18 protein-coding genes are annotated in these 26,389 nt (G+C 61.3%); 7 read left to right on the top strand and 11 right to left on the bottom strand.

Features of this window, described 5'->3' with window-relative positions:
- Positions 1 to 107: 107 nt before the first annotated feature.
- The gene (locus FYK55_RS19170) at positions 108 to 1,136 is read left to right on the top strand and encodes a potassium channel family protein (RefSeq protein ID WP_150078058.1); all 1,029 of its coding nucleotides are present in this window, start codon (positions 108 to 110) and stop codon (positions 1,134 to 1,136) included.
- Positions 1,137 to 1,159: 23 nt separating this feature from the next.
- Here the strand turns inward: FYK55_RS19170 and FYK55_RS19165 are convergent, their stop codons facing one another.
- A complete protein-coding gene (locus FYK55_RS19165; RefSeq protein ID WP_150078057.1) occupies positions 1,160 to 2,758 on the bottom strand; it encodes an NfeD family protein in 1,599 nt (532 codons plus the stop codon).
- 247 nt (positions 2,759 to 3,005) lie between these two features.
- Positions 3,006 to 3,593: a cytochrome c oxidase assembly factor Coa1 family protein gene (locus FYK55_RS19160; RefSeq protein ID WP_150078056.1), complete on the bottom strand. Its 588-nt coding sequence runs from the start codon at positions 3,591 to 3,593 to the stop codon at positions 3,006 to 3,008.
- A gap of 158 nt (positions 3,594 to 3,751) precedes the next feature.
- Between FYK55_RS19160 and FYK55_RS19155 the strand changes: the two genes are divergently transcribed.
- The 4 genes from FYK55_RS19155 (at position 3,752) to FYK55_RS19140 (ending at position 12,571) form a co-directional block, all read left to right on the top strand.
- Positions 3,752 to 4,519, top strand: coding sequence for a HEAT repeat domain-containing protein (locus FYK55_RS19155; protein WP_150078055.1), 768 nt, complete (start codon positions 3,752 to 3,754; stop codon positions 4,517 to 4,519).
- A gap of 66 nt (positions 4,520 to 4,585) precedes the next feature.
- Positions 4,586 to 6,232, top strand: a complete 1,647-nt coding sequence (locus FYK55_RS19150) for a sulfatase family protein (RefSeq protein WP_150078054.1) — start codon at positions 4,586 to 4,588, stop codon at positions 6,230 to 6,232.
- Between the two features lie 699 nt (positions 6,233 to 6,931).
- Positions 6,932 to 7,951, top strand: coding sequence for a glutamine synthetase beta-grasp domain-containing protein (locus FYK55_RS19145; protein ID WP_150078053.1), 1,020 nt, complete (start codon positions 6,932 to 6,934; stop codon positions 7,949 to 7,951).
- A 252-nt stretch (positions 7,952 to 8,203) separates the two neighbouring features.
- Positions 8,204 to 12,571, top strand: coding sequence for a PVC-type heme-binding CxxCH protein (locus FYK55_RS19140; protein WP_161604627.1), 4,368 nt, complete (start codon positions 8,204 to 8,206; stop codon positions 12,569 to 12,571).
- Positions 12,572 to 12,675: 104 nt separating this feature from the next.
- Here the strand turns inward: FYK55_RS19140 and pdxH are convergent, their stop codons facing one another.
- On the bottom strand, positions 12,676 to 13,323 hold the full coding sequence (gene pdxH / locus FYK55_RS19135) for a pyridoxamine 5'-phosphate oxidase (RefSeq protein WP_150078051.1): 648 nt from the start codon (positions 13,321 to 13,323) through the stop codon (positions 12,676 to 12,678).
- Between the two features lie 370 nt (positions 13,324 to 13,693).
- Between pdxH and FYK55_RS19130 the strand changes: the two genes are divergently transcribed.
- Together FYK55_RS19130 and FYK55_RS19125 are read left to right on the top strand one after the other, a co-directional pair.
- Positions 13,694 to 14,416: a YqgE/AlgH family protein gene (locus FYK55_RS19130; RefSeq protein ID WP_150078050.1), complete on the top strand. Its 723-nt coding sequence runs from the start codon at positions 13,694 to 13,696 to the stop codon at positions 14,414 to 14,416.
- A gap of 183 nt (positions 14,417 to 14,599) precedes the next feature.
- Positions 14,600 to 15,091 (top strand): cold shock domain-containing protein, encoded by a 492-nt coding sequence (locus FYK55_RS19125; protein ID WP_150078049.1) that lies wholly within the window; start codon positions 14,600 to 14,602, stop codon positions 15,089 to 15,091.
- 27 nt (positions 15,092 to 15,118) lie between these two features.
- Here the strand turns inward: FYK55_RS19125 and FYK55_RS19120 are convergent, their stop codons facing one another.
- From FYK55_RS19120 to FYK55_RS19085, 8 genes are all read right to left on the bottom strand, one after another.
- Positions 15,119 to 17,020: a hypothetical protein gene (locus FYK55_RS19120; protein ID WP_150078048.1), complete on the bottom strand. Its 1,902-nt coding sequence runs from the start codon at positions 17,018 to 17,020 to the stop codon at positions 15,119 to 15,121.
- On the bottom strand, positions 17,013 to 19,439 hold the full coding sequence (locus FYK55_RS19115) for an ABC transporter substrate-binding protein (protein WP_150078047.1): 2,427 nt from the start codon (positions 19,437 to 19,439) through the stop codon (positions 17,013 to 17,015). The genes FYK55_RS19120 and FYK55_RS19115 overlap by 8 nt, the downstream gene beginning before the upstream one ends.
- Entirely contained in the window at positions 19,436 to 22,822 is a 3,387-nt protein-coding gene (locus FYK55_RS19110) for an outer membrane protein assembly factor BamB family protein (protein WP_150078046.1), read from the bottom strand. The genes FYK55_RS19115 and FYK55_RS19110 overlap by 4 nt, the downstream gene beginning before the upstream one ends.
- Before the next feature lie 183 nt (positions 22,823 to 23,005).
- Complete coding sequence (locus FYK55_RS19105; protein WP_150078045.1) at positions 23,006 to 23,803, bottom strand: biopolymer transporter ExbD; 798 nt, start codon at positions 23,801 to 23,803, stop codon at positions 23,006 to 23,008.
- Between the two features lie 32 nt (positions 23,804 to 23,835).
- On the bottom strand, positions 23,836 to 24,261 hold the full coding sequence (locus tag FYK55_RS19100; RefSeq protein ID WP_150078044.1) for an ExbD/TolR family protein: 426 nt from the start codon (positions 24,259 to 24,261) through the stop codon (positions 23,836 to 23,838).
- Positions 24,258 to 24,746 (bottom strand): ExbD/TolR family protein, encoded by a 489-nt coding sequence (locus FYK55_RS19095; protein WP_150078043.1) that lies wholly within the window; start codon positions 24,744 to 24,746, stop codon positions 24,258 to 24,260. Before FYK55_RS19095 ends, FYK55_RS19100 begins: the two co-directional genes overlap by 4 nt.
- A 5-nt stretch (positions 24,747 to 24,751) precedes the next feature.
- The gene (locus FYK55_RS19090; RefSeq protein ID WP_150078175.1) at positions 24,752 to 25,402 is read right to left on the bottom strand and encodes a MotA/TolQ/ExbB proton channel family protein; all 651 of its coding nucleotides are present in this window, start codon (positions 25,400 to 25,402) and stop codon (positions 24,752 to 24,754) included.
- 62 nt (positions 25,403 to 25,464) lie between these two features.
- Positions 25,465 to 26,388, bottom strand: a complete 924-nt coding sequence (locus FYK55_RS19085; protein WP_150078042.1) for a hypothetical protein — start codon at positions 26,386 to 26,388, stop codon at positions 25,465 to 25,467.
- Between the last annotated feature and the right edge of the window lies 1 nt (position 26,389).

Here is a 26,389-nt window from a genome sequence, read left to right as displayed (position 1 = left end):
TCTGATCTCGAGTCGCCGATCGGGCCGCCGACGGATTGACGTGAATCGTGCGGTGGGCGATCGTTTCGCCGGTACGACGTTCGCCAGGCCATCGTTTTTCTCCGCCCATGCATTCGCCTTTCAACAAGATCCGTCGCGGCGCCACGGCGTTGGCCTCGATCGTGGTGTTGGCAACGCTGGGCTACCATTTCATCGGCCAGTACGAATGGGTCGAAGCGCTGTGGATGGTCGTGATCACCGTGTCGACCGTCGGCTACGGGGAACACAGCGCCCAGAACTGGTCGACCCAACTGCTGTCGATTGCTGTCATCCTGCTGGGAGGCACCGCGGCGGCGTACACATTCACCGGCATGATCCAGATCATGCTGCAGGGCGAGCTCGATCGCGCTTTCGGACGACGACGGATGGAAAAAGAACTTTCAAAACTGACCAATCACACGATCGTGTGCGGGTTTGGCAAGACCGGACCGATCCTGGCGAAGGACCTGGCCGAACAGCGATGCAAGTTCGTCATCATCGAACTGGATCCGGCCAACTACCAGCAAGCGCTGGATCTGGGCTACCTGGCGGTCAACGCCGACGCGACCGACGAAGACACGTTGAAGCAGGCGGGGATCTGCGACGCCAATTGCATCGTCGTCGCGTTGCCGACCGACGCCGAAAACGTCTTCATCACCCTGTCGGCGCGCAACCTCTGTCCGGCGATCCGGATCGTGGCCCAGGCCGAACAGGAAAGCAGTTCCAGGAAACTGCGTCAGGCCGGAGCGAATGAAGTCGTGATGGCGCACCAGATGGTTGCCGAATACATGTCGCGTCTGGTCACCCGTCCCACCGCGGCGCAATTTTTCTATTCGCTGACCCAGCCGGAGTTCAAAGACCTGATGTTGGATGAGTTGTACATCCCGCCGGGCAGCGATTTGCTGGACCAATCGATCGCCCAGTTGCGGATCCGGGACCAACACCAATTGCTGGTCGTGGCGGTCAAAGGCGGCGACGACACGTTGGATTTCAATCCGGCCGGCGATCGCGTGTTTCAGGGCGGCGAGACGATGTTGGTGATGGGAAAGCAACGTGACGTCGTCGCCTTTCAAAAACGCTATCAACTGATCGAAAGCGGGTACGCGGCGACTCGCTGAGCCGCCAAAAGTTTCGGAGTGGATTAGACGGCGCGAACGATGACCCGTGCGCCTTGCTTGGCGATCACTTTAACTTGCGTGCCGCCGGGAACGAAATCGCCTTCGGTCACGACGTCGACCAGATAATCATCGACGGTCATCTTTCCGCTCGGTCGGAGCGGCCCGGAAGTGGTTCCCTGATCACCAACCGACACGCGTTGCCATCCGGGAAGCATGGCCTCCGCCTCGGGGGACATCGAGTCGGCCATCGCCGAGTGGGCGTCACCGGCCGTGGCCAATTGGGGCTTCAACGTCAGGCGGCTCAGTCCCGGGATGTCGCCGATGTAATTCGCCAATATCAAGAGGGCGACCAGGAAGGCGGTGAACGCGCCAAGAACGGTCAGGATGTCCCAACCCAGGCTGGCCATCTCTTCGGCATTGCCCGGAATCATGAACCGCCGCGACGCCATCACCAGCGAACCGAGCATCAACACCAGACCGCCAACACCCGCCACTCCGGTGCCGGGAATCACGAACACTTCCAGGGCCATGAACAGGACTCCCAGAATGAACAGAGTCACCTCCAACCAGCCCGACGTGCCTCCCAAAAACCGGCTCCAGAAGAACAGCCCAAAGCAGAGGATCGAGGTCAGTCCGCCAATCCCCATCCCCGGGGCGCTCAATTCGATCACCAGCGCGACCAATCCGATGACCAGCAACAGAAAGGTCACGATGCCGGAATTGAGAATCACGATGGCGGTGTCGACACCGGTCCGGTGCATCACTCGAATGGGTTCTTTGACGTTCAGCGCGTCCGCCAGGTCCGACTCGTTCTGGACGGTTTGATCGGCCATTCCCAGCTCCACCGCCCGAGCGCCGTTGACGGTAAAAAACATCTCCTTTCCCGCTTCCCGTATCGGCTTCCCTCGTTCCCAGTCGTCGGTGTTATCCATCGAGGCCCATTCTTTGTCGCTGATGTACCGGACCGCGCCGTCTGATTTGTGGACGGCACGAAAGACCACCATGTCCTTGTCGGTCATCTTTTCGGCCAGCGCGATCGGGCGTCCGGTGGCTCGGGCGGTGTCGCGTACCTTCTGCGCCAACACACTTCGGCTTTTGGCTTCGGTGTACCGAAACGCACCGTCGGCACCCATCACGATTTCACCGGCGTCCCCCATCCGCGCCCCCGGCAGCATCACGATTTTGTCGCACGCCAGCGCAATCAAAGCGGCGCCGCTGATGGCATCCTTTTGAATGAACGCCACCGTCTCGACGTCGCGGGCGTCCAGGATCATGTCCATCAGCTCCAGCGTCACGTAGACCAATCCACCGGGGCTGTGGATGTCCAGGATGATCACGTCCGCATCGGAATCGACGGCATCGGCGAATTTCCGCTTGAGCAGTTCGCCGCTGAGCGGATTGATGTCTTCGTGCAGCGGGATCATGACCGCCGTCCGTTTGGCAGCGGCCGGCCGTGGTGGCACCGGGTCCGTCGGAGGATCCGATTCGATCCCGGCAGCCGGTTCTTCCGGTGGCGGCTGCGCCGGGAGCGACGGGGCGAGGAAGCCGAAGATCGCCAACAGCAGCACGGCCCACCGGGCGGTCAGGGAATATCGTTGCGGCGCGGACAGCGGACCGGACATGGCCGTTTCAACCAGTCTTGGGGACGAACGGAAGGACACCTCCCATTGTAGGCTCCAATCCGCGGCAAAGGAGTCGCATCAAATGGTGCCGGGTGGGGATCGACCGCGGACAAACGGCCGGGCCGTTGGCCCTCGGTGGGATTGGGATTTTGGTTTCCCAGCCCTCCCTGCGGTCGGGCTGGGCTGGGTAAACGGCTGGGCCTTCGGCCCGGATGGTGCTCTGTCCCCGGCGGTTCGTCCCCGGCGGTTATTGCCCGGCGCCCGCCGGTTCGGATTCCAACGGTTCCAAATTCAACTCGGGAACGGAGTCGGCCTCGGCCGGCTCGGATTCGCCCGTCGGTTGGGGCTGTGATTCCATTTCCTCCAGCTCTTCCAGTTCCGCCGAAACCCCGCCGAACTGCTCGGGTACTTCCAGGTCGTATTCGGTTCCGTCGTCCAATTGCAGCACCGCCGAGGTTTTGTTCGTCTTCTGATCGGTGCGTAGCACAATCTTTCCGCTGCCCTTCTCGCCGGTCACGTCAAAGACCATCGTGGTGACGCCCTGGTTGTCCGAGGACTGTTGGATGGCGTCGCCGAAATTGGTGTCGCTGCTGGTGATTTGGCCGATGTGCTCCTGGATCACCGGGTCGTCCTGGAATTCTCCCACGGCGGCGTTGGCGATGAATCCTGAGAATTCGCTGGACATGTAGTAGACGACGCCGCAGCAGATGACCGAGCTGAGCAGGAACAGTCCGCCCAGGATTCCCAGCACCCACAGCCAGGTGTTGCTGCTCTTCTTGGGTTGCTCGCCGTAACGCTGCGGTTCGTCAAAAGGATTGTTGGGTGCTTGTGACATCGCGATCAGGGAGCTCTTGAGGACAAGGTGGTGGAATGGAAACCACGTTCACGGCCGCGGCGTGTGAAGCGGGTGTCCGACTGCTACATTAGACCGCCTCGGCATGCCGCGCGAAAGTGCGGGCGGGTCGCCGTTCTCCCCCGATCGCTGGACATTTGATGATGATCGCTCGAGGCATTTCCGTTCGTTCTGCCGCGACTGGGTTCGCCGGTTCGCGGTTTACCGTTCAGCGATTGACCGGGCCCCTTTTCCATGGCGTCCTTCGTACCGTCGTTGGTCTGGCGCTGCTGCTGCCGTCCTTGGTGGTTTTCGCTGAAGCGCCGGAAGGGCAACCGCAGGCCACGGCGACAGAGCCGGCCAACTTTCTGGATCCGGGAGACGCGTCGCCGCCGACGATCGCCGGGCGGACGTTGGAAGATTGGGGCAATCTGCTGGAGAGTGACAACCGCACCGCGCGGTTGCGCGCGATCCGATCGGTCGGCTACTTCGGAGCTCCGGCGGCGGAGACGCTCCATCAGGCGCTGGAGCATTCCGACCCCGCGGTACGCTACCTGGCGGCAACGCATTTGGGACGCATCGGTGGAGATCCGTTGGCGGACGCGACCGAATCGCTGACCCGATTGGCCAAGCCTGACAAGCCCGACGATCAACCGCTTTCCGTTCGGATGGCGGCCGCGTATGCCCTGTGTGCCCAGGGCCAGACCGAGGACAACCTGCCAATCCTGATCGACGCCTTGTCGTATCCCGAACGGGGAACCGCGTGCACCGCGGCGGACTTGATGGGCCGTCTTGGCGCCCGTGCCTCCGCGGCCATCGAAACGTTGGAGAAGGTACGGGCGGAAAACAAACCGGGGGTCAAAGGCGGCGATTATCACCTGGGCGGAGCCGCACTGAACGCTTTGCGGAAAATCCGCGGCGAGGGCTGAGTCGACGCCGGCGTTTGCAATCGGTTTTTGGATTGATTCGTTTTACTTTGGTGGGCTGGTGGTTTCATGATGTTGCTCATTCGTTGGCCGTTGACGTTGTTCGCAGGCCCTTCGCTGGCGGCGCTGTGGTTGGTCTGTCTGTGTCACACCGTAGCGGTCGCCGGTGATCGCCCCAACATCGTGTGGATCAGTTGCGAAGACATCTCGCCCAACCTCGGTTGCTATGGAGACCCGCACGCGATCACACCCAATCTGGATCGCTTGGCCAGCCAGGGAGTGCGATTCGACAACGCGTTTACCCCGGCCGGCGTGTGCGCCGTCGTGCGGAGCAGCGTGATCACCGGCATGTACGCTCCGGCGATCGGATCGCAACACATGCGCAGCCACATCATCCCGCCGCCGGAGGTGAGGGCATTTCCAGAGTACCTGCGCGCGGCCGGCTACTTTTGCACCAACCGCAGCAAGACCGACTACCAGTTCGATCCGGTTCCGAGCATCTGGGATCGCCAGGGAAATGATCACAACGATTGGCGGGACCGGCGCGAACCGGATCAACCATTCTTTTCAGTCATCAATTTCACGATCTCCCACGAGAGCCAGATTCGGCACTCGCAGCAAAAACACGACGCCGTCATCGAATCGATCGGCCAGGCCAACGCGCGCGATCCCGATCAAGTGGCCGACACGCTGCCGGCCTACCTGCCCGACACACCGGCGGCGCGAAAGAATTGGGCCTGGTACCACGACAACATCACGCGGATGGACCAGATGGCGGGCGAGGTTCTGGAACGTCTTGAGCAAGACGGTCTGGCCGACAACACGCTGGTCGTTTTCTGGAGTGACCACGGGATGGGAATGCCGCGGGGCAAACGTTGGATCTACGACAGCGGAACGCACATTCCGATGATCATGCGTTGGCCGGACCACTTGAAGTCCGGGAGCGTGCGTCGTGACCTGACGTCGACCGTCGATCTGGCGGCCACGATGTTGGCGGTTGCCGGTGTCAGCGTTCCCAAATACCTGCAGGGCCGAGTGTTGATCGGCGAGAAGAAGCAACCCGAGCCTTCGTACCTGTACTTTCACCGTGACCGGATGGATGAAGTCTACGAACTGCAACGCGGCTGCCGCGATCGCCGTTGGAAGTACATTCGCAATTACATGCCCGAACGGACCTACGCCCAACGCATTGATTACATGGATGAAATGCCGGCGATGAAGGACTGGCGTCGGTTGGCGGCCGAGGGCGGTTTGGTCGGCGGTCAAGCGAACTGGTTTGCCGAAACCAAGCCGGCCGAAGAACTGTACGACACGGAAAACGATCCCTGGGAGCTGAAGAATTTGGCCGCGCGGCCGCAGTACCGTGACCGTCTGGCCCGGATGCGCCAGGCGCTGGAGTCCTGGCAGGATGAAATCGGAGACACCGGGATGATCCCCGAGCCGGTGTTGATGGGAGAGATGAAACCCGGTGGGGAGATCCCTCAAACCAAGCCACCGACCCAGACGACCGTCGGCGGCAACGTGTTCCTGGAAAGCATGACCGAAGGGTCGGCGGTGGTTTACCGAACGCGTGGCGAGGATGGCAAATGGGGCGACTGGATGTTGTTCTCCGAAACCCTGGAACTGCCGGGCGGGTTGCAATTGGAAGCCAAGGCCTGCCGGATCGGCTATCGCACCAGCCCGGTCGTGACGTTGACCGTTGACGAGGACCGTTGATCTTCCCCGGCCGGCAGTCACCGTCACCGTCCCGGGGGCGTTCCTTCGTTCGGGGCGATGCCCCTTGGCCGTGATTCGTAAAAAGTTGTCGCCCGCCCGCCGGTCGCGGCCGGCCGGCGCTCAAGTCGTCACGGCGACTTCCCAACGTCCGCCGCCAGCGTGCCAGGACAAGGTTTTGGGAAACGAGTAATTGGTCAACGTGACGCGTCGTCACGTTGACAGCTCGCAACGGGAAATCAAGGACCGCTACCAGCGGACGGGCCAGGCGGACGCGTGGTGCCAGCGGTGTAGCCCGTTTGCCGATGGAGCGGCCTACTGCCCGCGTTGCCGCAAATCCTTCAGGGGGCAGGGGTGACGAGTTGTCACTTTCGTGGTAGAAAATTTTAAGTATTGTATCCGTTGCAGATCGATCCGATCTGACAGCGGGGCAGTCGGAGAGCACATGGAGCAAGGCTCTCGCGGTACTCCGCCGCATGGTCGGAGTCGGTAGTTGCTCAGAGGCGGTTGGTTCTACACTTGCAACTGGGCTGAAAGGGTGACGATTCGGTTTGACGATTCGCTACGGCGTTCCGCACAAGCCGGCAACTCACTTCGGACGCGTTAGGTAGACGTTGTTGTTACACGGAGGCACGCCGCACTTGAAACGACGCGTGTCTTCAAGGGTCCACTCTTATGATTCACCTAGGGGGAATCTGATTTATGACCAAGTGCAAGTTGGAATACATCTGGTTGGATGGTTATCAACCCACGCAAAGCTTGCGAAGTAAGACCAAGGTCGTCAAAGACTTCAGCGGGAACGTCGAAGATGCGCCGATGTGGTCGTTTGACGGTTCGTCTACCGAACAGGCTCCCGGTGGAGCTTCGGACTGCCTGCTCAAGCCCGTCTTCGTTTGCCCCGATCCGGGTCGCAGCGGCACCAGCTTCCTGGTGATGTGCGAAGTGCTGAACGCCGACGGAACCCCGCACCGCACCAACGGCCGGGCCACCATCGATGATGACGATGATGATTTCTGGTTCGGCTTCGAGCAGGAGTACACCCTCTGGGATCTGGTCACCGACAAGCCGCTCGGCTTCCCGGAAAAGGGATACCCGGGTCCGCAAGGTCCGTACTACTGCAGCGTCGGTACCGGCAAAGCGGTCGGTCGCGAGATCGTCGAAGAGCACCTGGAACTGTGCCTGGAGGCTGGCTTGAACGTCGAAGGCATCAACGCCGAAGTGATGATGGGTCAGTGGGAGTATCAGATCTTCGCCAAGGGCGCCCAACAAGCCGGCGACCAGATCTGGGTTGCCCGTTACCTGTTGGAGCGCATCGCGGAAGCTCATGGTGTCGGCGTCAACCTGCACTGCAAGCCGGTCAAAGGTGACTGGAACGGCAGCGGCATGCACGCGAACTTCTCCAACGAGTTGCTTCGTACGTGCGGCAGCCAGGAAGTGTACGAAACCATCTGCCAGGCGTTCGAGCCGCGGATCAAGGAACACATCGACGTTTACGGTGCCGACAACGACCAGCGTCTGACCGGTCTGCACGAAACCCAGTCGATCGACAAGTTCAGCTACGGCGTGTCGGACCGTGGTGCTTCGATCCGGATTCCGATCGGAACGGTCGAGAACGGATGGAAAGGTTGGTTGGAAGACCGTCGGCCGGCTTCCAACGCCGACCCCTACATGGTGGCCAGCGCCATCATCGCAACGGTCAAGAGCGCCGCGGTTCCCGTCTAAGACGAACCGCCAGCACGGACGCCGCGCACCCGTCGCGGCGTCCGAGTCGCCTTCAGCGATCGACATTCGAAACAGCCCGGCAGCGAGCATTCGCTGCCGGGTTTTTTGTTTGCCATCAGCCGCCCTCGCCGGTTCCGATCGCCATTGAGTTCGATCCCGACGGATACAAATTCTCCGGATACAATGGTTCGCTGCTGCTGCAACATTTCCCGCCTGACCGAGACTCCCTCCCTCCTGTTCGGATTGACCTTCATGCATCCGTTATCCCGACGCTTTTCGGGCGATCGCCGTGCCACGATGTGGACTTCCCTCCGCCACACCACCGTGCGGATCGTCTTCTCGCTGATCGTCCTTTGGACGGTGCCCCTTCCGTCGGTCGTCGCCGCGCCGGCCGTGTCGCTGGGCGATGGCGATCGCGTGGTCCTGATCGGCGACGGGCTGATCGAGCAGGAGCAGTACTTCGGTTGGGTCGAAGTGATGATGACCACCGCCTTTCCCTCGGCCGACGTGACATTTCGGAACTTGGGTTGGAATGCGGACACGCCGGCGGGGCAGTCCCGATTCGGGCTCAGTCTGGTGCAGGCTGGTCGCGAAGAGCCCGACGAAGGATGGCGCCAACTGCAGCGTCAAATCGAGCTGACCCGGCCGACCGTGGCGGTGTTCGGCTACGGGATGGCCAACGCCTTGGAGATCGCGGCCCAGGCGCCCGAGCAGCGTGCCGCAGGGCTCCAAACGTTTGAGGCGAACTTCCAACGATTGATCGACGCCACCCGCGGCATCTCCCCCGACTGTCGCTTTGTGTTCCTTTCACCGATCCGTCCGGTCGGGGACGCCTTGGTTTCCCAGAACGTCATCGATCAGGTCACCGGCATCGTGTCCGGGCTGAGTGAACGGGCCGGCGGGGTTTTCGTCGACCTGAGACAAGTGGCAACCGAGCCTGAACTGCGAAAGGATCCGATCCATTTGAACGCGGCAGGCTATCGAGCGCTTGCGACGGCGATCGAAGAGCAAGCGGGATTGAAGGATGGCCGTTGGCAAGACGATGACCAAACCGAGCCGCTGCGACAGGCGATTTTGGAAAAGAACCGGTTGTGGTTCCACCGTTCGCGGCCGGCCAACATGGCCTACGTGTTCGGCTTTCGAAAGCATGAACAGGGCCAGAACGCTGCTGAGATTCCACAGTTCGATGCGTTGATCGTCAAGCAGGAGCAACGCATCGCGTCGCTTCGTGGATTGGATCCCAGCGAAGTCCCTTCGCCCCAACCACGTCTGGAATCCAAGTTCGCCGAATTCACGCCGCAAACGACACCAGAGTTCGTCGTCGGTGACGGGCTGGAGGTGACGCTGTGGGCGGAGAATCCGCTGTTGAACAAGCCCATCCACATGAACTTTGATGCCCAGGGACGGTTGTGGGTTGCCAGCAGTGAAGCCTACCCGATGATCGAAGTCGGCCAGGGATTGCCCGATAAGGTGCTGGTGTTGGAAGACAGCGACGGCGACGGCACCGCCGATCAATCCACGGTGTTTGCCGATTCGCTGCTGATTCCAACGGGGATCGCCCCCGGGGACGGCGGTGTGTATGTCGCTCAAAGCACGGACCTGCTGTTTCTGCAAGACACCGACGGGGACGGACAAGCCGACCGCCGCGAGCGGGTTCTTAGCGGGTTTGGCACCGAGGACACGCACCACAACTTGCACACGCTGGTGTTCGGGCCCGACGGGCGGCTGTACATGAACCAGTCGGTTTACACCCGCACCGATACCGAAACGCCGCACGGGGTGGTTCGATTGAAAGCCGGTGGCGGTTTTCGTTTCGATACCCAAAGCAAACACATGGAGGTGTTTTTCCGAGGATTGTGGAACCCGTGGGGACATCAGTTCGATGCGCTGGGGAACTCTTTCATGACCGACGGTGCGGGATTCGAAGGCATTGCATACGTGTTTCCAGGTGCGACGTTCAATCCCACCCCGGGGGCGCGTCGGACACTCGATTTGATCAGCCCGGGAAGCTATCCGAAGTTTTGCGGAGCCGAGATCATTCGCTCCGAGAGCTTTCCCGAAGCCTGGCAAGGGTCGTTCGTCACCTGTGATTTTCGCGCCAATCGCGTGACTCGGTTCTCATTGCAAGAATCCGGGTCGGGCTTCGTTGCCTCGCAAGAAGATGATCTGCTGCGAACGAGCGAGAGCACGTTTCGGCCGATCGATGTCAAACTCGGTCCCGACGGCGCGTTGTACATCGCCGACTGGTCCAACCCGATCATCAATCACGGCGAAGTCGATTTTCGGGACCCCCGTCGAGACCGCTGGCACGGTCGGATCTGGCGCGTGACCACAAAGGGGCGTCCCTCGCAACGGCCGCTTGATCTGACCAAGCAGTCGACCGATGAACTGTTCGCGCATCTGATTTCCGATGACCGCTATCGGATCGCCCACGCCCGCCGCCTTCTGATCGAACGGAGCGAACAGACCGCGGCCCGTCTGTCGGACCTTTGGAGCCTGTGCGAAACACCTCAGCAACACATCCAGGCTTTGCGGTTATCCGCCGCAGTGGGTGCGTCCCAGAACGACTGGCTGGACCAGTTGCTCTCCGGCGATGACGGTAACGCGCGGGCCGCGGCCACGCGCGTTTTGGCGCACTGGAGCAACCCCGGTGATCCGAGCGCGACCATTGATCGCGCCGCAGCGATGATGCGTCTGGAAAAGCTGGTCGTTGATGACAATCCTCGCACGCGTTTAGAAGCGGTTCGGGCGTTTGCCACGCTGGGAGGTCTGGATGCCGCCAGGCAATCACTTCAGGCCCTGAATCGACCGCTGGATCGTTTCATCGAGCACGCCCTGTTCCTAATGGTCGATCAAAACGCGGATGCGTTGATCGCCAACCTTCAGGATCCCGTCTGGGGTGAAGCCAATCAGCGCAAGCCACTGGAATTTGTTTTGTTGTCCGTCCAGCCGGAGAAGGCCAAGCAGTTTCTGGGGCAGTATCTTGCCGAACATGAGATCTCCCGCGACGGAAGTGGGCCGTGGATTGAGTTGATCGCCAAGGCCGGTGGCCCCGAGGAGTTGGCGGTGCTGTACCGACAAACCTTTGCAGGAAACTTCGACCCGCAGACAACCGTTCGCGCCCTGCAAGCGATGGCCGAAGCGGCCACGGCACGCCGGGTGCGCCCCGACGTTGCGGGGAAACCGGGTGAAGACCTCAAACCGTTGCTCTCCAGCGACGATCCACGGCAACGGGCCGCCGCGGTTCAACTGTGCGGCGCCTGGAAAGTCCGCTGGTTGGTTCCGCAGTTGGCGGAAATCGCCGGCACCGCCTCCAACGACACGGACATTCGAACCAAGGCGATTGCGTCGCTGCGTGCTTGCGGCGGAGACGCGGCGATTGAACATCTGACGCGTCTGGCAACCACGGCCGACAGCCGCGACATTCAGGTGGCTGCGGTCGAAGCTCTGGCGGCGGCCGATCCCGGCCGTGCGGTGCAACCCTTCTATCACGTTCTCGCGGATGTCGAATCCGAACAACAGGCGTTGACGTTGTGGCGTGCCATGTTGTCCGCCAAGAACGGTGAATCATTGTTGATCGACGGCTTGCCCGGCGACGCAGTCACCCAGGTTGCCGCCCGGGCCGGGGTTCGCGCCGCACGAGAAGGTGGACGCGACGCACCTGCGCTTGTGGAAGCGTTGATGCCGAAGACCGGATTGACCATGACCGCCGCGGAATGGACACCCGAGCGAGCTCTGGAGCTCCGCCAGTTGGTGACCGCCAAAGGCGACGCCGAACGCGGCGAGCTGGTGTATCGCAGGACCCAACTGCAATGCGTGACCTGTCACGCGATCGGAGGTGTTGGCGGAAAGGTTGGCCCGGACATGACCAGTTTGGGTGCCAGCGCGCCGATCGATTACATCATCGAATCCCTGTTCGATCCGAATGCGAAGATCAAAGAGAATTATCACTCCGTGGTGGTTTTGACCGAATCGGGACAGGTGTTCTCGGGAATCGAATCCGGCAGCACGGACACGGAAATCGTGCTTCGTGATGCCTCCAACCAATTGGTTCGGATTCCCGAGGCCGATGTGTTGGAGGTCAAGCAGGGCCAGTCACTGATGCCAGCCGCCTTGCTGGATCGCATTTCCCAACAAGACCAACTGGACCTGATTCGTTTCCTGACGCAATTGGGTAAACCCGGACCGTATGATGCCAGTCGCCAGAACGTGGCCCGCGTGTTGGAGGTCCTGGCCGGGACGCACCGGATCGAACAGCAGGGCAACCAGGCGATCATTTCCGGCGAGCGGACCGAAGGCTGGAAACCGCTGCAGGCACGCGTTAGCGGTAAGATCGACCGCGAAACACTCCGTCAGTTGACTGCTCAGCCGCGCAACATCGCCTTGGTCAATCTTTACCTCCGGACCAAGATCCAGGCCGGTTCCGAGACGCAGGCCACGTTCGACGTGGACAACCTGCAGCGAGGAACGCTGTGGATCGATGGCAAGGAAGTCGGTTCGATCGGAGAACCGGTTCCGGTGCCCGCGGGAGAACACACGCTGTTGCTGCAGATCGACGCCCGCGACCTGCCAGAGTCAATCGCCATTCGAAGTGACGACGTGACGTTCACCAGCAAGTGAGCGAGAAGGGGGAAAAGGGGACGGGGGTCAATAGCCGGAACGGCCCTCCGGGTGCTTTGCACTATTGACCCCCGTCCCCTTTTCCCCCCGTGGGAACCGGCGGCTCATGGCGCTAGCCGTTCAACCAGCCATCGGTTGTCTTCGCCGCGCCGGTAACGCAGGCGGTCGTGCAAGCGTTTTTCGCGCCCTTGCCAGAACTCAACCTGCAGCGGCGTCACGCCGTAGCCGCCCCACTGTTCGGGACAGGGGATGTCCCCATCGGCGTACTTCTTTGTGAGCTCTTGCAGCCGGGTTTCCAACACCTTTCGGGATTCGATCACGGTTGATTGGTCGCTGACCAATGCCCCCAGCTGGCTTTCGCGTGGACGCGTGCGAAAGTATCGCACCGACTGCTCTCGCGGAGCCGGTTCGGCGATGCCTTCCACGCGCACTTGACGTTGATTGTGTTGCCACAGAAAGCACAACGCGACGTGCGCGTTGTCTGCGATTTGGCGGCCCTTGTCCGAGGCGTAGTTGGTGTAAAACCAGAATTTGCCTTTGTCCAAACCCTTCAGCAGCACGATTCGGCTGGACACCCGGCCGTCCGGTTCGGTGGTGGAGAGCGTCATCGCGTTGACCTCGACCCAATCCGGCAAATCTCCTTCCATCGCCTGCTGCAGCCACGTTTGAAACTGAACCATTGGGTCCGGATCGATGTCTGTTTCATTCAGGCTGCCCAGCTTGTAGCTGCGGCGCATTTCATAAAGGCTCATCGCGGATCGGCTGGTTTGACGTGATAGGGGACAGGATCCATGGTCGCCGCGTGGCAGGGCGGCGAGGGGGGGGTGGAAACGAGTTGCCGGCCGAGCTCGCTTAGTCACCGGATCAATGATCCCGGTTTCCCCACAGCGCGTCCAGTCCGTGGCGTGGCGCCGCCGATTGCGCCCCCGGATCGGCCTTCCTCCAAGGAGGATAAGCTCTTGTCTTCGCTTCGTTTACGTCGATCACGAGCCGTGGAATCTGGCGGGCCGCTCCCAGGGACCTGCTCCCAGGGATTGGCACACCGGTTGCATTTCTACCCTGCCATTGTGAACGAGTTTCGTCGACTGCCAAGTTGGCATCGTTAGGAGTGTACGCAGGCAAATGATGCAGGATCTTCATCCGACCGGACCGAACGACTCGATGGCGGGCAAGCTGCTCGTCGCCTCCACGCTAGTGGATGACCCCGTCCTCCACCGAGCGGTGTGTTTGATTGTTCATCACGACGCCGACCAAGTCTTCGGGGTTCTCCTGAACCGTCCCATGGTCCCACATCCGGCCCTGGCCAAAATGATCTCCCAGCAGGACGCCGACACCAATCCGCAGGGCAGGTCGGGTTCACGGCTTTCGCCGTCCGAGACGACGCAGCCGGGCGAGGTTCCCGGAACGGACATCCAGCCGCCGGTTTCGGCGGGCACCGATGGGGCGATCGACAACCCGGTTGCGTCGGCCTCACAGACACTCGGAACGATTCACTTCGGCGGCCCTCTCTCAGGCCCAGTCGTGGCGATTCACAACGCCAGCGAATTCGCTGAAGCCGAAGCCGGGCAGGGGGTCTACGTCGCGGCACAGCGTGACCTGTTGGAGAATCTGGTCAAGCGGAAACCCAGCTCCTTCCGCCTGATCGTGGGGCACCTCGGCTGGTCCACCGAGCAATTGAAGGCGGAATGCGATGCCGGTTTGTGGCATGTGCTGGACGCCACTGGCGACGACATCTTGATCGGAGACCAACAATTGTGGCCCTCGGTCATTCGACGCGCGACCGACCGTTCGGTGGCCGCCTGGCTGGGGCTGAAGCAAACCCCAGTGTCAGCGGAATGGAACTGACGTCCAGTCCGTGAATTCGAAGTCCGTCAAATCGAATCTGCCGTAGGTCAGGCTGTGCCTGACGCCGGGGCTGGTCCACCCAAGGCATGGCCGGAATTTCGGCTATCGGAATCAGCGTTTGATGGTAACTTGCGGTATCCAACCCACTCGCCGCATTTTCCTTTCACGATCAAGCACGCTTCGGTGACTGAATCACAGAGTCCACCCCCGGGCCCACCCCCGGAAGACGAACGTCCGAAGAAGTTTCGGATCACGCGCAAACGATTGGGGGTGATCCGGTTCGTCGATCCCAACGGGGAGTACGGATTCATCGACGCCGAGGATTTTCGGGACGACGTTTTCTTTCACCGATCGGTCTGGCAGACCGGCGGGGCCGGTCCCGGTGGCCCGCTTTCTTCTCAAACGGGGCCCGGCGGAGCACCAGGTCCCAATCGGGGCCATCGAGGTGGACCGCCTCCGGGGGCAAACAAGTTGGTGCCGGAAGAGCTGGTCAAACGCGTGGTCGAATTCGAGATCGACGACGAGTTGTTCGAAGGGGAACAGAAGCTTCGGGCGACCATCGTCCGTCCCACCCGTCGACCGATGGGGCGAAAGCTGTCCGGGCGCGACGCCACGTTCCAGATCATCACGCACCATCCCAAGGCGCGGCGCAAGCGACCGGACTGGCGAAAGTAACGGGCGAAACCGGCCGAGCGGGGTGGCTCAGCCTTGCGAGGCGTCTTGCGTTTCCGGCTGATCCTCTTCCTCCGCAGGCAGTTTGCCTCCGTTATCCCGTGCCGCGTTGACATCGGCTTCCAGGTCGCGGATCACCGCCGGGTTGATCTGCTTGCCCAGCATTTCTCGGGTGACCTTGAACATGTCATCGACTTTCCGTCGCTGGTTGACGTTGCGGTTGCCAATCGCTTTCAAAAAGTCACCCTGCTTCTTCCCCATGTCGTTGGCCAACTGTTCGTTGGTCGGTTGCTCGCGCAAAGCGTTCAGCAAGTCTTCGGCTTCTTTCATTTTGCCTTCGCGGAGACGCAGTCGGATTCGGGCGGCCAGCAGTTTGCGGATGGCGACCAGGTCGACGATCGCGTTCTGGACGCCGCGGATGTACGCCTCGGCCTGCAATCGCATATCGTCACCGCTCAGGTCGGCGACTTCCATCTCGGTCAGGCCGGGAACCATGGGGAGCCGGGCCAGGACGGCGCCCCCGTTCTTCACGTACAGCAGGCGGAGCGGGTTGTCGGTCTTTTGGATTGCCAGCCGCCCGTTCCAGTCGGTCCGGCCGACGAAGGTCATCGACTTGCTATTGAGCTCCCGTTCGTACAATTCGTATCCGATCAGCGGTTCGTCCTCCCGCCCCTTGGCGTGCAGACGAAGCAGGGTGGAGTCGTCTTGCGGGTGCAGCAGCATCGCCATCTTGAACGTGCGTTTATTCTTGCGACCTTGCAGACCACCCGGACGGCCCGAGTAATAATCCATCTTGATGTCGCGCCCGTCCTTTTCGGTTGCGATCAGGTAGGCCCACTCGATCGGCCCGATGGAAATCGGGTTTCCCTCGCGATTGTTCTTTCGAATCATCGGCATCAGCGCGCTGCCGACGGGGACCGCGGCCGGTGATTCCGGATCCAAGATCAAGTTGGCGGCACGGACCATTCCGGTGGCCGTGTCCTGACCCGCATCGTCGATCCGCACCATCGGCGCGAACGCCTCGGTGACGGTGTAGCCGATCACCGACGCCAGATCGTGCGGTCCCGAATACGGCGTGGTTACCGGAGCGCCGAAGTATCGCATCAACGTCTCCAACTCGGCGACGGTGACGGACGGTCTGCGGGTCGGGCTGGTGCTCGGACCATCCACGCGAACCACAAAGATCTTGTCGTACTCTTCAACCGCCGTCTCAACCAATTCGGTAATCGGCAGGGTCAGAATTTTGGCCCCGGGCTTTTCGAAGGTGGATGCCTTGCCGCGGGTCACGAGCATTGCTTCGGTGGAAGGGTCGTTCCAGGTTTTGGCCAACGCCAGCGCGTCGCCGTCAAACGTCTTCAAGACCGAGGCGGCACCGCCAAGCGACGGGTCGCCAAATGCTTCCGCCCGTCGCAACACGTCGTTGCGCGTGCCGCTGGTGACGGGCACGGCTTGTACATAACGGGGCAGCGATTTGACGGTTTGGATTCGGATGGCATCCTCGTGATCGCGTTTGACGGCAATCACCGGATCGGAAGCCGCGATCTGGTCGTAGGTCAGATCGTCCATGGATCGGAAGGCGGCCGTCTGGACCGATGCCGGCGCATCGGTGATGGTCGTTCGCCAGATCGAGTTGAAATCCCGATCCAGGTATTCGGCCAGGGAGTGATGAACGGTTTGCGCGTTGATGCGGGCATCGCGGGAAGCGATCCAGATCAAGACGCGATAGGGCGAGTAATCCCAAGGCTGTCCCGTCTGCAGTTCTTCTTCGTCCTCCTCGGACTCTTCGGGAGCATCGGTCGGATCGGAAGCGGTCGAATCGGACGCAGCGGATGCGACATCCGCTGCCGAAAGACTTGGCAGCGAAAACAGCGATGCCAGCGCGAGCACTACCGCGACAACGCATAGCCAGCGGCTCGGTCGTAGGTCAGTCAAAATCCAATCTCCAGTTTCCCGCGTTCTGGTAGAGCGACACGATTCGGCTGCCCAGCCCGGTCAGGTTGCGGCGGTAAGCATAAGAGTCCACCATTTGCCACAGCGGCAACACCGGCAATTCGTGGTGCGAGATCGCGTGCAGGTCCAACAATCGGTCGCGGACTTCGCGCCAATTGCGTGCTTCTTCCAGCCGTCGCAAGCCCAATCCGATCAGCTGATCCTCGCTTTTGGCCAGCCCGCGGGGGCCCAGCAGGCGTCGTGCATCGATGATGGGTTCCCAGATGGCTGCCGAGACGTAGACGATGTCCGCCGTGTCCGGTTCGGGGAACGAGCGTCCCACGGGCAGTTGAACCAATTCGACCTCCAAACCGATCAGCTGCCACTGGCTGCGAATGGCCTCGCAGGCGACGCGTGACAGGTTGTCGGCGGGAAAGGCCAGTCGGATCGGACGCAGTTTCGGCGCCGGTTCCTTTTTCTTCTCGGCGGCGGTCGTTTTCAGCGTCTTGCTCAATTCGACCAACAACTGCGCCAGGCTGGGTTCAAACCGTCGCGGCAGGATGCTGGGGTCATAGGCATAGCCGAGCGGATCGTTCAGATCCATTCCGGCGGGGAAGGGCCCCGACAGGACTTTGCAGCCGGGCGATTCCAGGTTCTCCAGCAATTCACCCTTCAGGATGTCTTCGCGGTCGATTCCATACAGCAGCGCCCGACGAAAATTCTTGTCCGCCAGAAACTCGTGGTCCGAACAGGGCACAAGCATGTGAATCGTCGGCAACGGATACTCGACGACTTTCACGTCACGTCGCGACTTCAACCGCAACGCGTCGGCGGGGAACAGTTGATCGAGCACGTCGATTTCGCCCTGCAGCAGTTTGGAGACCGCTTCGGACCCGGAGTCGCATCGGATTTCAACGATTTCTCTTGGCTTGCCGCTGTCGGAATTCGCCTGCCGGGCCTGGTCGGTCAGCACAAACCTGGATTCGGCATCTTCGACCGATCCGATCCGATAGTCGCCGGTCGGGCCGTCTTCCTCGCCGCCGAACCAACTGGCGTCGACCTTCAGTTGCAACAAGCAGGTTGGCAGCACGTGCGGCCGACGCAGCACGCACTCGACGCGTCGCGGTCCGTCGATGCCGATGCCGATGACCGCTGCGGCCCAAGGGGAAAAGTAGGTTTCCGATTCCGGGTCGGCACGCATCGCCAGTTGATCGGCCAGGTAGTCGACTTGGATCTCGCTCAGCGGCGTTTGCAGCTTTTCCAGTTCCAAGTTCAATTCCAACACTTGGCGGTCGGGAGTCGTCTGGGTGGATCCGAACAGGAACTCGTATTCACCCCCTTCCGGAGCCGCTCCCTGAATTTCAAACAGTGTCCGATACAACAGTCGGCCGGCACGCCGTGCGGCCCAGTTGTCCATCCGCACCGGGTCGTAAACCCGGGCACTTTGCAGCACGCCGACGTTGACCAGGGGATAGACCTGGTCAATCTTTTGGATCAGTTCCTTGCCGCCGCTGATGTCCGGTTTCAGGTACAGGCTTTCGCGGGCCAGCTTGCGGGCGACCCTATAGTCCTTCTGCCTGGCGGCTTCGATCGCTTCCTGGCGTTTCTCCTGGGCCATCTTCAGGAACTCGCCGTCCCACTTGCCGATGGCGTCCAGGTTGAAGTTGCCGTAATCCTGTTTGAGCCGCGCCAGCAACTGTTGCGCGGTATCCAGCTGGCCTTCATCGACCAGCGACTGCATCACGGCGCCGGTGGTCAGGCTGATGGCCTTGAGCACCTGGGACTGTTTGAAGTCGGGAGCGAAACGGTGCAGTTCTTCCAGCATCGCCAGCGACTCGGCGCGTTCGCGGTTGTTGGCCCGTTGGATTGCGTTCCGCCACAAGAAATTGGCCCGCAGTTCGTCCAGCCCTTTGCGCCGCGGGTAGTCCCGGATCAGGATCGACAGGAACGGATAGGCGCCGGTGAAGTCGTCGGCCGCGATGCGTTCGGCGGTTTCCCGCTCCAGCCGTTTCTCCCAGAAATCGATCCGATCGATGTCGCCCCACTTGGCGACAAACTCGTCGGTCTCGAACCCCAGGATGGAAAATCGAAGCGTGCCTTTTCGATCGCTGGGGATCTCGCGGATCGGCAACAGCCGCACTTTGGCCCAGCCGCCGCCGGAGGCTTCGGTGAAATAGATGATGTCGTGCGGTTCCTCCTGCAGCAGTCCCAGTCCCGGGTCTTCCGGTTCTCCGGATTCGGCGTAGGTCAACAACTGCGCGTGCGCCACGGCGGCCAGCGGCCCGAAGACGCCGGCGACCAGTCCGACGGCGAACACGGCACAAGCGACAATCCGGCCAAACGCGCGGCATCGCGTTGCTGGGGGGGCCGGCGGCGCGGAGGTGGGCGTCGTCGTTTGTTCGCGATTCTGTCGGTGAATCATTCGCCTTCGACCTCGCTGGGAATCGGGATCACGTACACCACGCCTTCGGCCCCGGGGACCAGCAGGCGATCCTTCAACACCATCGGTGTAGCCGACAGCGGCTGGCCCAGTTCGGTCTTGCCCTTGAGTTCTCCCGTCGAGGCGTCGACGACGATGACCCAACCGGAATCCGATGCCAGGATCAGAGACCCGTCGTGAATCAACGGGTCGCCGACGGGCAGGCCTTTGGGAACGGGAATGGAGTACGTCAGCTTGCCGTCGCCGGGAGCAATTCCACGCAAAACGTGGTCGTCGGTCAGGACCAATCCCTGCTGCCCGGCTGCCGCCGGCCCCCAGATCACTCGGCCATCCATCTGGGTTTGGAACTTCTGCTTCAAATCGATCAGGTCGTGACCGACGATCGAATCGGCGGCAGGTCCGCTGACCGCGGCCATCAACACGTTGCCGACGCCGGCGATGGTGCCCAGGGTGGGTTGCGGCAATTCCGCTTCGGCAAGCTCTTTCATCTGGTCGCCAACCCGCAACCGGTACAGCCATTTGCGGCTGTCGGTCAGGACCACCTGTCCCGGGTCATCCGGCACACGCACCACGTTGGACCACCAGACCTCGCCGACCGGGTCGCTGACCGGTTGGAAAGGGCTGCCCAATTGGGACCCGGTGAGGTAATTCATCACGACGGCCCGACCGGTGTTGAGCGGGAGAAACAAGCCGCCGCCGGCAACCAGTCCTGGCCCGGACGGTTTGCCCGACAGCAGGTTCAAACTGACCAGCCGCAGTTTTTCGGTGTTGCGTGTCGGGTCATAGATCGCGACCTGCTGTCCACCTTCGCCGCTGGCTTTATTGATCAGCACGCTCCGCTGTTCATCAATCGCCAGCGGGTTCTCGAACCGCATGATCACTCCGGAGCCGCCGCGATTTTCCAACGGGGCCCGGGTGGCACCGGTTTGCAACGCCTGGGCGTCCAATTCGTACAGGGCCGCCTGACTGGTCAGGGCGTGCACGCCGGCGTCGGTCTGTTTGACCATCACGACGGGGGCGCCGATGTCGTTGCGCCACAGTTCTTCGCCGGTCTTCGGATCGACGGCGGAGACGCGCAAACCACTGGTGCCGCGAAGCTGGCGGGCGTGCACCAATGCCTCACCGATGGCCAAGGGTTGGCCGATGAACGTGTCCCCTTCGTGTTGGAACCAATCCGGGACGACACGGCCGCGGTTGACCTGCAACTCGTATCGTCCGATTCGCGAACCGGTGGTCCACATCTGGCTGCGTCCCACCGCCATCTGGGTCAGGGTCGGAGCCGAGTAAGACGCCAACTGTTTAGCCACCACGGAAACCTTTTCCGTTTCCGACGTGACTTCGACATCGAAGACCGCGATCTCTCCCAGGTCGGTTAACACGATCAGCCGCCGTTGCTGGGCGACGATCGGCGAAACGACGACGTTGCCCGACATGCGGATCGGGTCTTGGGCTTTGCGGACGTTCCGGCCGTCCGGATCGACCCCCAGGATGTGGACCAGGCAGTAATCGGGGCCTTTGTTTTCAACGACAAACAGGTGCTCCAGCATCGGGATCGGAGGCACCACGATCGTGCCGGCGGCGTGGCCGGTGTAAAAGCTTTCGATGCTGCTGCCGTCACGGCTGTTGAGCACGTACAGGTTGCTGTGATCCCCGGGGATGTAGGCGATGCTGTTGCGGCGATCCACGCCCGGTCCGACTTCCAACGACTGCGGGATCTGTTTGGCCCAGCGGGCGTCGCCGGTCGTCGCGTCCAGGCTGACCAACCGGCCCGATTCGGTCGCCACGTAAATCTCGTCATCCTCCACGACCGGTTGATTGAACGGTTCGCCGATCTTCACCCGCCAGTCGACGTCGCCGGAGCGGCCGTCGCAACGCTCCACCGACAACGCGGAGGATTCGCTCAGCAGGACGGCGGTCCCGTCATCCAGGCGGACCGGGCTGTGGTCTTGGGTGTAACCGACATAGCGACGCCACAGCAGGGTTCCGTCTTCGCCGTTGAGGGCCAGCACCGATCCTTTGGAACGGATGAAAATGACTTCGTCACGCAAGTCCGGAACGCGTTCGCCTTCCCGTGCGTTGAGCACGATCAGTTTCAGTTCCGATTCCTTCCCCGCCGGAATCTGCTCCGGCAGTTCGGCCGACGACTCGACCAGTTCCTGTTGAATTTCGCTGGCCCGCTTGATCAACTTTGCCAGCCGTTCGTTATCGGCCAGTTCGGGGAAATCTCGCAACAATTCGAAGCGGACGTCGTAAGCCTGTTTGGTGCTTTTGGCGTCCAGCAATTTGGTCATCTGATCGACCGCGGCGTCCAGACGCTCGTTGCGGTTGATGTCGCGTTGGACGCGGCCCCGCGCCTCCTCGATTTCCTTCATTCGTCCCGACAGGGTCGTGCGCATCGCGCCGGTCATGTACATCGGATTTTCGGTCAACTGGATTTGCTCCTCCAGCTTCTCAAGCAGTTCGCGTTTGGCGGCGGTTTCCGATTTCTCCGACGCTTCGTTGGCGATGTTTTCGGCGATGTCGACCAGCAACGCCGCCAGGTTGCCACGCTCCTCGTTGAGCCCCTCCTCGTTCTCGATCTCCGGCAGTTTTTCCTTCGCCAGTTGCAACGCGTAAGTCGGATCCGACATGCCTTCGGCCCGATACAGTTCGGTCATTGTCACGCGAGTTCGCGCCAGGGAACTGTGTTCGTTGCTGTCTCCGAACGCGTCCAGGAATTCCAAGTAGCGTTCCTGCGCACCGGTGTAGTTCTGCTGGTCGTAGAGCTCGTTGGCCATCTTGATGCGGTCGTCGGCGTTGCCTCTGGAGAGCAAGAAATACAGCCCGGCGCCCGACAGGACCAAGAAACCGATGATCCCCAGAAAGCCGTAAACCTTGAACGAATCCCACTGGCTTTTGGTCGGCTCGGGTTTGGTACGTCGGGCCCGCGGCCGGTCGCTTCCCAGTCCAGCGTCCTCGCCCAAGGCCATGCCCGCGGCTTGGGAACCGTTGTCGGCGGTGCCGACCGGTTCGGCCATCGGGGCGGAATCGAAAGGGCCCCCGAACGGATCGGATTCCGCGTCGACCGGAACGGCTTCCACCTCCAGTGGTTCGGCCGAAGAATCGTCCAACAGCCCCAGGTCATCTTCGACGATCTCCGCCGCCGCGATCGTCGATTCGTCGGCGTACTCGCTGCTGCGCAACTCCCCGATCAATTTGGTGGCTTGAAACCGGGTCAGCTGACCGTTGTCGACAAGCAATTTCGCAACGGCTTCCGGCGTGACGCGGGCGCCACCCTGTTGGAGTTGTTCTCGGAGGGCCTCGATGATTTCCTGGTCCAACAACCCACGTCGTTCCAGGCGATCGATTAATTCGTTAGCAAGCATCGTTGATATGAAAAGGGTTGGCTGTCAGTAGATCGTTGGGTTCGCGTGCCGTCGGCCGAATGGTTTCGAAAACCGGCCGGGACGCAATCGGTTGCAGCGGGAGGAACCGGAATCGGATCGGACGCGGCGCTACTGCCCGTCGTCGATATTCCGGTGATTCCCGCGGTGGTTTTTCACTTGTCCCTAGTCGAATTCCTCAACCTGGGTCACCTGGGTTTCGGCGTATCCGGCGATGGTGCCCGCATCCATTGCGTCGACCAGGTATTGCAGTTTGCATTGTTCGTGGACCTTGATCACCAGCCGCATCCCGCTGCTACCTTCGATGGCGCGTTTGAGGGCGGTGATCAAGTTCTGTTTTCCGGGGGTTTCCTGTTCCCAATCCGGCGCCAGCACCAGAAAGGAGCCGAATTCGTCGACTTGGACTTCGACCATTTCCAGGTCTTCCTCTTCTTCCTCGACGACGGTCGTGCTGGGGGCGTCGGTCTGTTGCCTTGGCATCTCGATCGACTTTTGCAGGCTGAACGCGGCGGTGACCATGAAGAAGATCAACAGCAGGAAGGTGACGTCGACCATCGGCGTCATGTCCAATTCCTCTTCATCCCGCTTGCTGCGTTGCAGCACTGGTTCGTCGTCTTCCCAGTCGTCCCCGCCGGGAACGATTGAGGCCGCGTCAGGTTGCGGCCCCGGCTCGGCTGCGGTGGAGGGCGGCAGTCCGCCGGGGGCGGGCACCGCGGGCGATTCGGCAATCGATTCGCCGATCTCCGGTGCGGAAGTGGTGTGGTCGGCGGCGGATGTTTCGCGTTGGATCCGTTTGGCCTTCGACCGCGATTTTTCGGGCAACGGGGGCGGCGATTGTTCGATCTCACGCTCCGGCACGTGCACCGCGGTATCGCATTCAGGGCAACGAAAGCGTCGGCCGGCCAACGATTCGTTGACCTTGTTGATCGCGCCGCATTGCGGACAGGTGACGGGGATGGACATGCGCTGGATGAAAAGGGGTGGCTCGGGAACGGTCAGATCAATTCAGGGGTCAAGGTCGACAGCTCGGTTCGTTCGAAGCCGGCCAGGGCGGCGGCATCGACGGCGTCGACCAGCCGCTGCAAACGGGCCCGGGGATCAACGGCGATCTGCAATTCAATTTGTTCGCGGTATTCGGATTTCAAGTGCTTCAAATGCTTGATCAGGTCCTGCTTTCCGCTCAGCGCTCGTTGCCAGTCGACAGCGGCCAAAAAGAACGTGCCGTCCGGATCGACCGTCAATCTGGCCACCCGGGAAGCATCGTTCTGTACGGCGCGACCGGTCGAATCGTTTTCCCGGGCAGGGAACTCCAGCCCTTTGCCGGGGGCAAAGGACGCGGTGATCATGAAAAAAATCAGGATCAACAACGTGACATCGACCAGGGGCGTCATCTCCGACGGCGACGTTTCTAAACGCTTCACTGTTCTTTGACGGCGATGTAGGTCGAATCGATGTCTTCAAACGCGTCCCCGATGATTTTCTGCACTCGGGTCACCTCGGCCACCCGGACGTCCGCATCTCCCATGATCATCACGTGGTTTTTTTCCTGCCCCAACGTGCTTTTAAGTTCTTCGGCGATGTATTCGATCAGCTCGGAAGTCTGTGTTTCTTCATCGCTGCTGAATTCGGTGCCGTCGATGCGTTTGAGCGTGACTTTGTCACCGCCGGCTGGCTCGATGAACACGACGGCGGATTCCTTGGCGCTGATGGCGATGCCGTTGGTGGCCTCGGGGATTTCACCCATTTGCGTCGGATCCATCTTCGAACAGACGACGAAAAAGATCAGCAACAGAAACGTGATGTCGATCATCGGCGTGATGTCCATCTCGTCATCATCGCGCTTCTTCCGCGGCAACTCAAAGTCGTCCTCGGCTTCGTCGACGTCGTCTAAAATCACATCGCTCATGGCGTTTACCGGCCTCCGGCACGGCTCAGACCGGCTTTGAACGCGTCAAAGAAACGGGCCAGGCCGGACCCGACCAAATCTTCCATCTTGGCGATCCGAATGTTGACGTTCGCGACCAGGATCATCAGCGGGATGGCGATGGCCAGCCCGCTGGCGGTCGTGACCAGGGCGACGCGGATGTCACCGGCCAACTTGCTCGGTTCGACCGACTCCGCGGTGGCCAGCGTTTGGAAGGCCCCCATCATCCCGAAAACCGTTCCGAACAGTCCGATCATCGGCGCGCTCTTGATCACCGTGCTGACCCAGCTGAGCCGGTATTCCAGGTCGCTGAGCACGTCGCGCTGGAACCGGTCCATCATCATCTTTCGGGCCCGCTGGTAACCCAGTTGGCGATTGCTGACGGCCAATTCGATCATTTGGGGCACCGCGCGCGGGTCGCCTTCACAGTAGTCCAGCGTGCCCTCGAAATCGCCGGCGGCGAGCATCTGTTCCACGTCGTCCATGAACTGGTCCTGCTCTTCTTCCGTTTTGAACCGCTTTTGGCCCACGCGGTTCCAAACCACGACGATGCAATACAACCCCCACAGCGCGACCGCGGCCAGGGCCAGGTAGGTCGCATCGGCGATCATGTTGAAAAGCGAGTACGCAAGAATCATTGACATTCGTGTCCTTCCAGAAGGGGTTGCTGTGTGAGGAGGGCGGGGGGCATCCGCGGGGATCAGCGTCCCTTGCGGTAACGCTGGCTGACGATCGAAAACTCATAGCCGCTGCCGCCTGATTTACTTTCGAAGACGGTTTTGGCGATGTCATGAGGAAACTTCTTTCCGTTGGCTTCGGCGTATTCCTTTTCCATCGCCGCCAACCGGTTTTCCAGGTCCGGGGGAATGAACCGGATCACGTTGCGGCCCGAATACTCGATTCCCGCCGCCGCCAGCAGCTGGCGATCGAACTGCAGCAGCGGGTTGGAGAGTTTCCAGGAAAAGTACAGACGCTTTTCGGTTTCGGGTGTGTTGTTGACGTTTTTGGTCGGGCTGGTGGCCAAGTTCGACGCCGTTTCGATCACGTTCTTGCCACCGCCGAAGGCGGCCAGTTCGATGTTGTAAAAGTCCAGCTGTTGGGCGTAATCCTTCTTGCCCTTGGCGTTGAACGTCAGCTCCCACCGTTCCCAGCGACCGATGATGTCGTCGCCCTCGCCTTCGGGGCCCGGCGGTCGGCTGTCGCCCTTGCCGGTCCCGGAGGTGGACGCGGTGGCGTTGCTGTCGGTGGCCGTCAGAGACGCCGCGACGGTGCTGACCGCATCGGTGACCGCCTCGATGGTGTCGGCCAACGTCGGTTCCATCAACTCCTCGACTTCCTCCGCACCCGGCGGTTCAAAGTCGCGTTCGAAGCCTTCGGGGTTTTCGCCGCGGCCGGCGGGATTCTCAATGATCGGTTTGAGCGGTTGCGGTTTCGGTTCGCCGCTGAGCAGCCAGACGACGAACATCATGAACACGAACGCGCCCAGGAACAGGATCAACGCCAAGAACAGCGACGTGACCGCATCGAACCGGCTGACGCGCAGCTTCTCGCGCACCTGATCACGCTCCTGCTGAACGCTGTCGCGCTGTTCGGCCCGAGTCTCTTGTTCAATTTCGGTCGCCATC

This window comes from Roseiconus nitratireducens (genome assembly GCF_008629675.1).
In the GTDB taxonomy this organism is placed as follows: Bacteria; Planctomycetota; Planctomycetia; order Pirellulales; family Pirellulaceae; genus Stieleria; species Stieleria nitratireducens.
The sequence above is the reverse complement of the archived record's forward strand: the minus strand, read 5'-3'. Positions and strand labels throughout refer to the sequence as shown.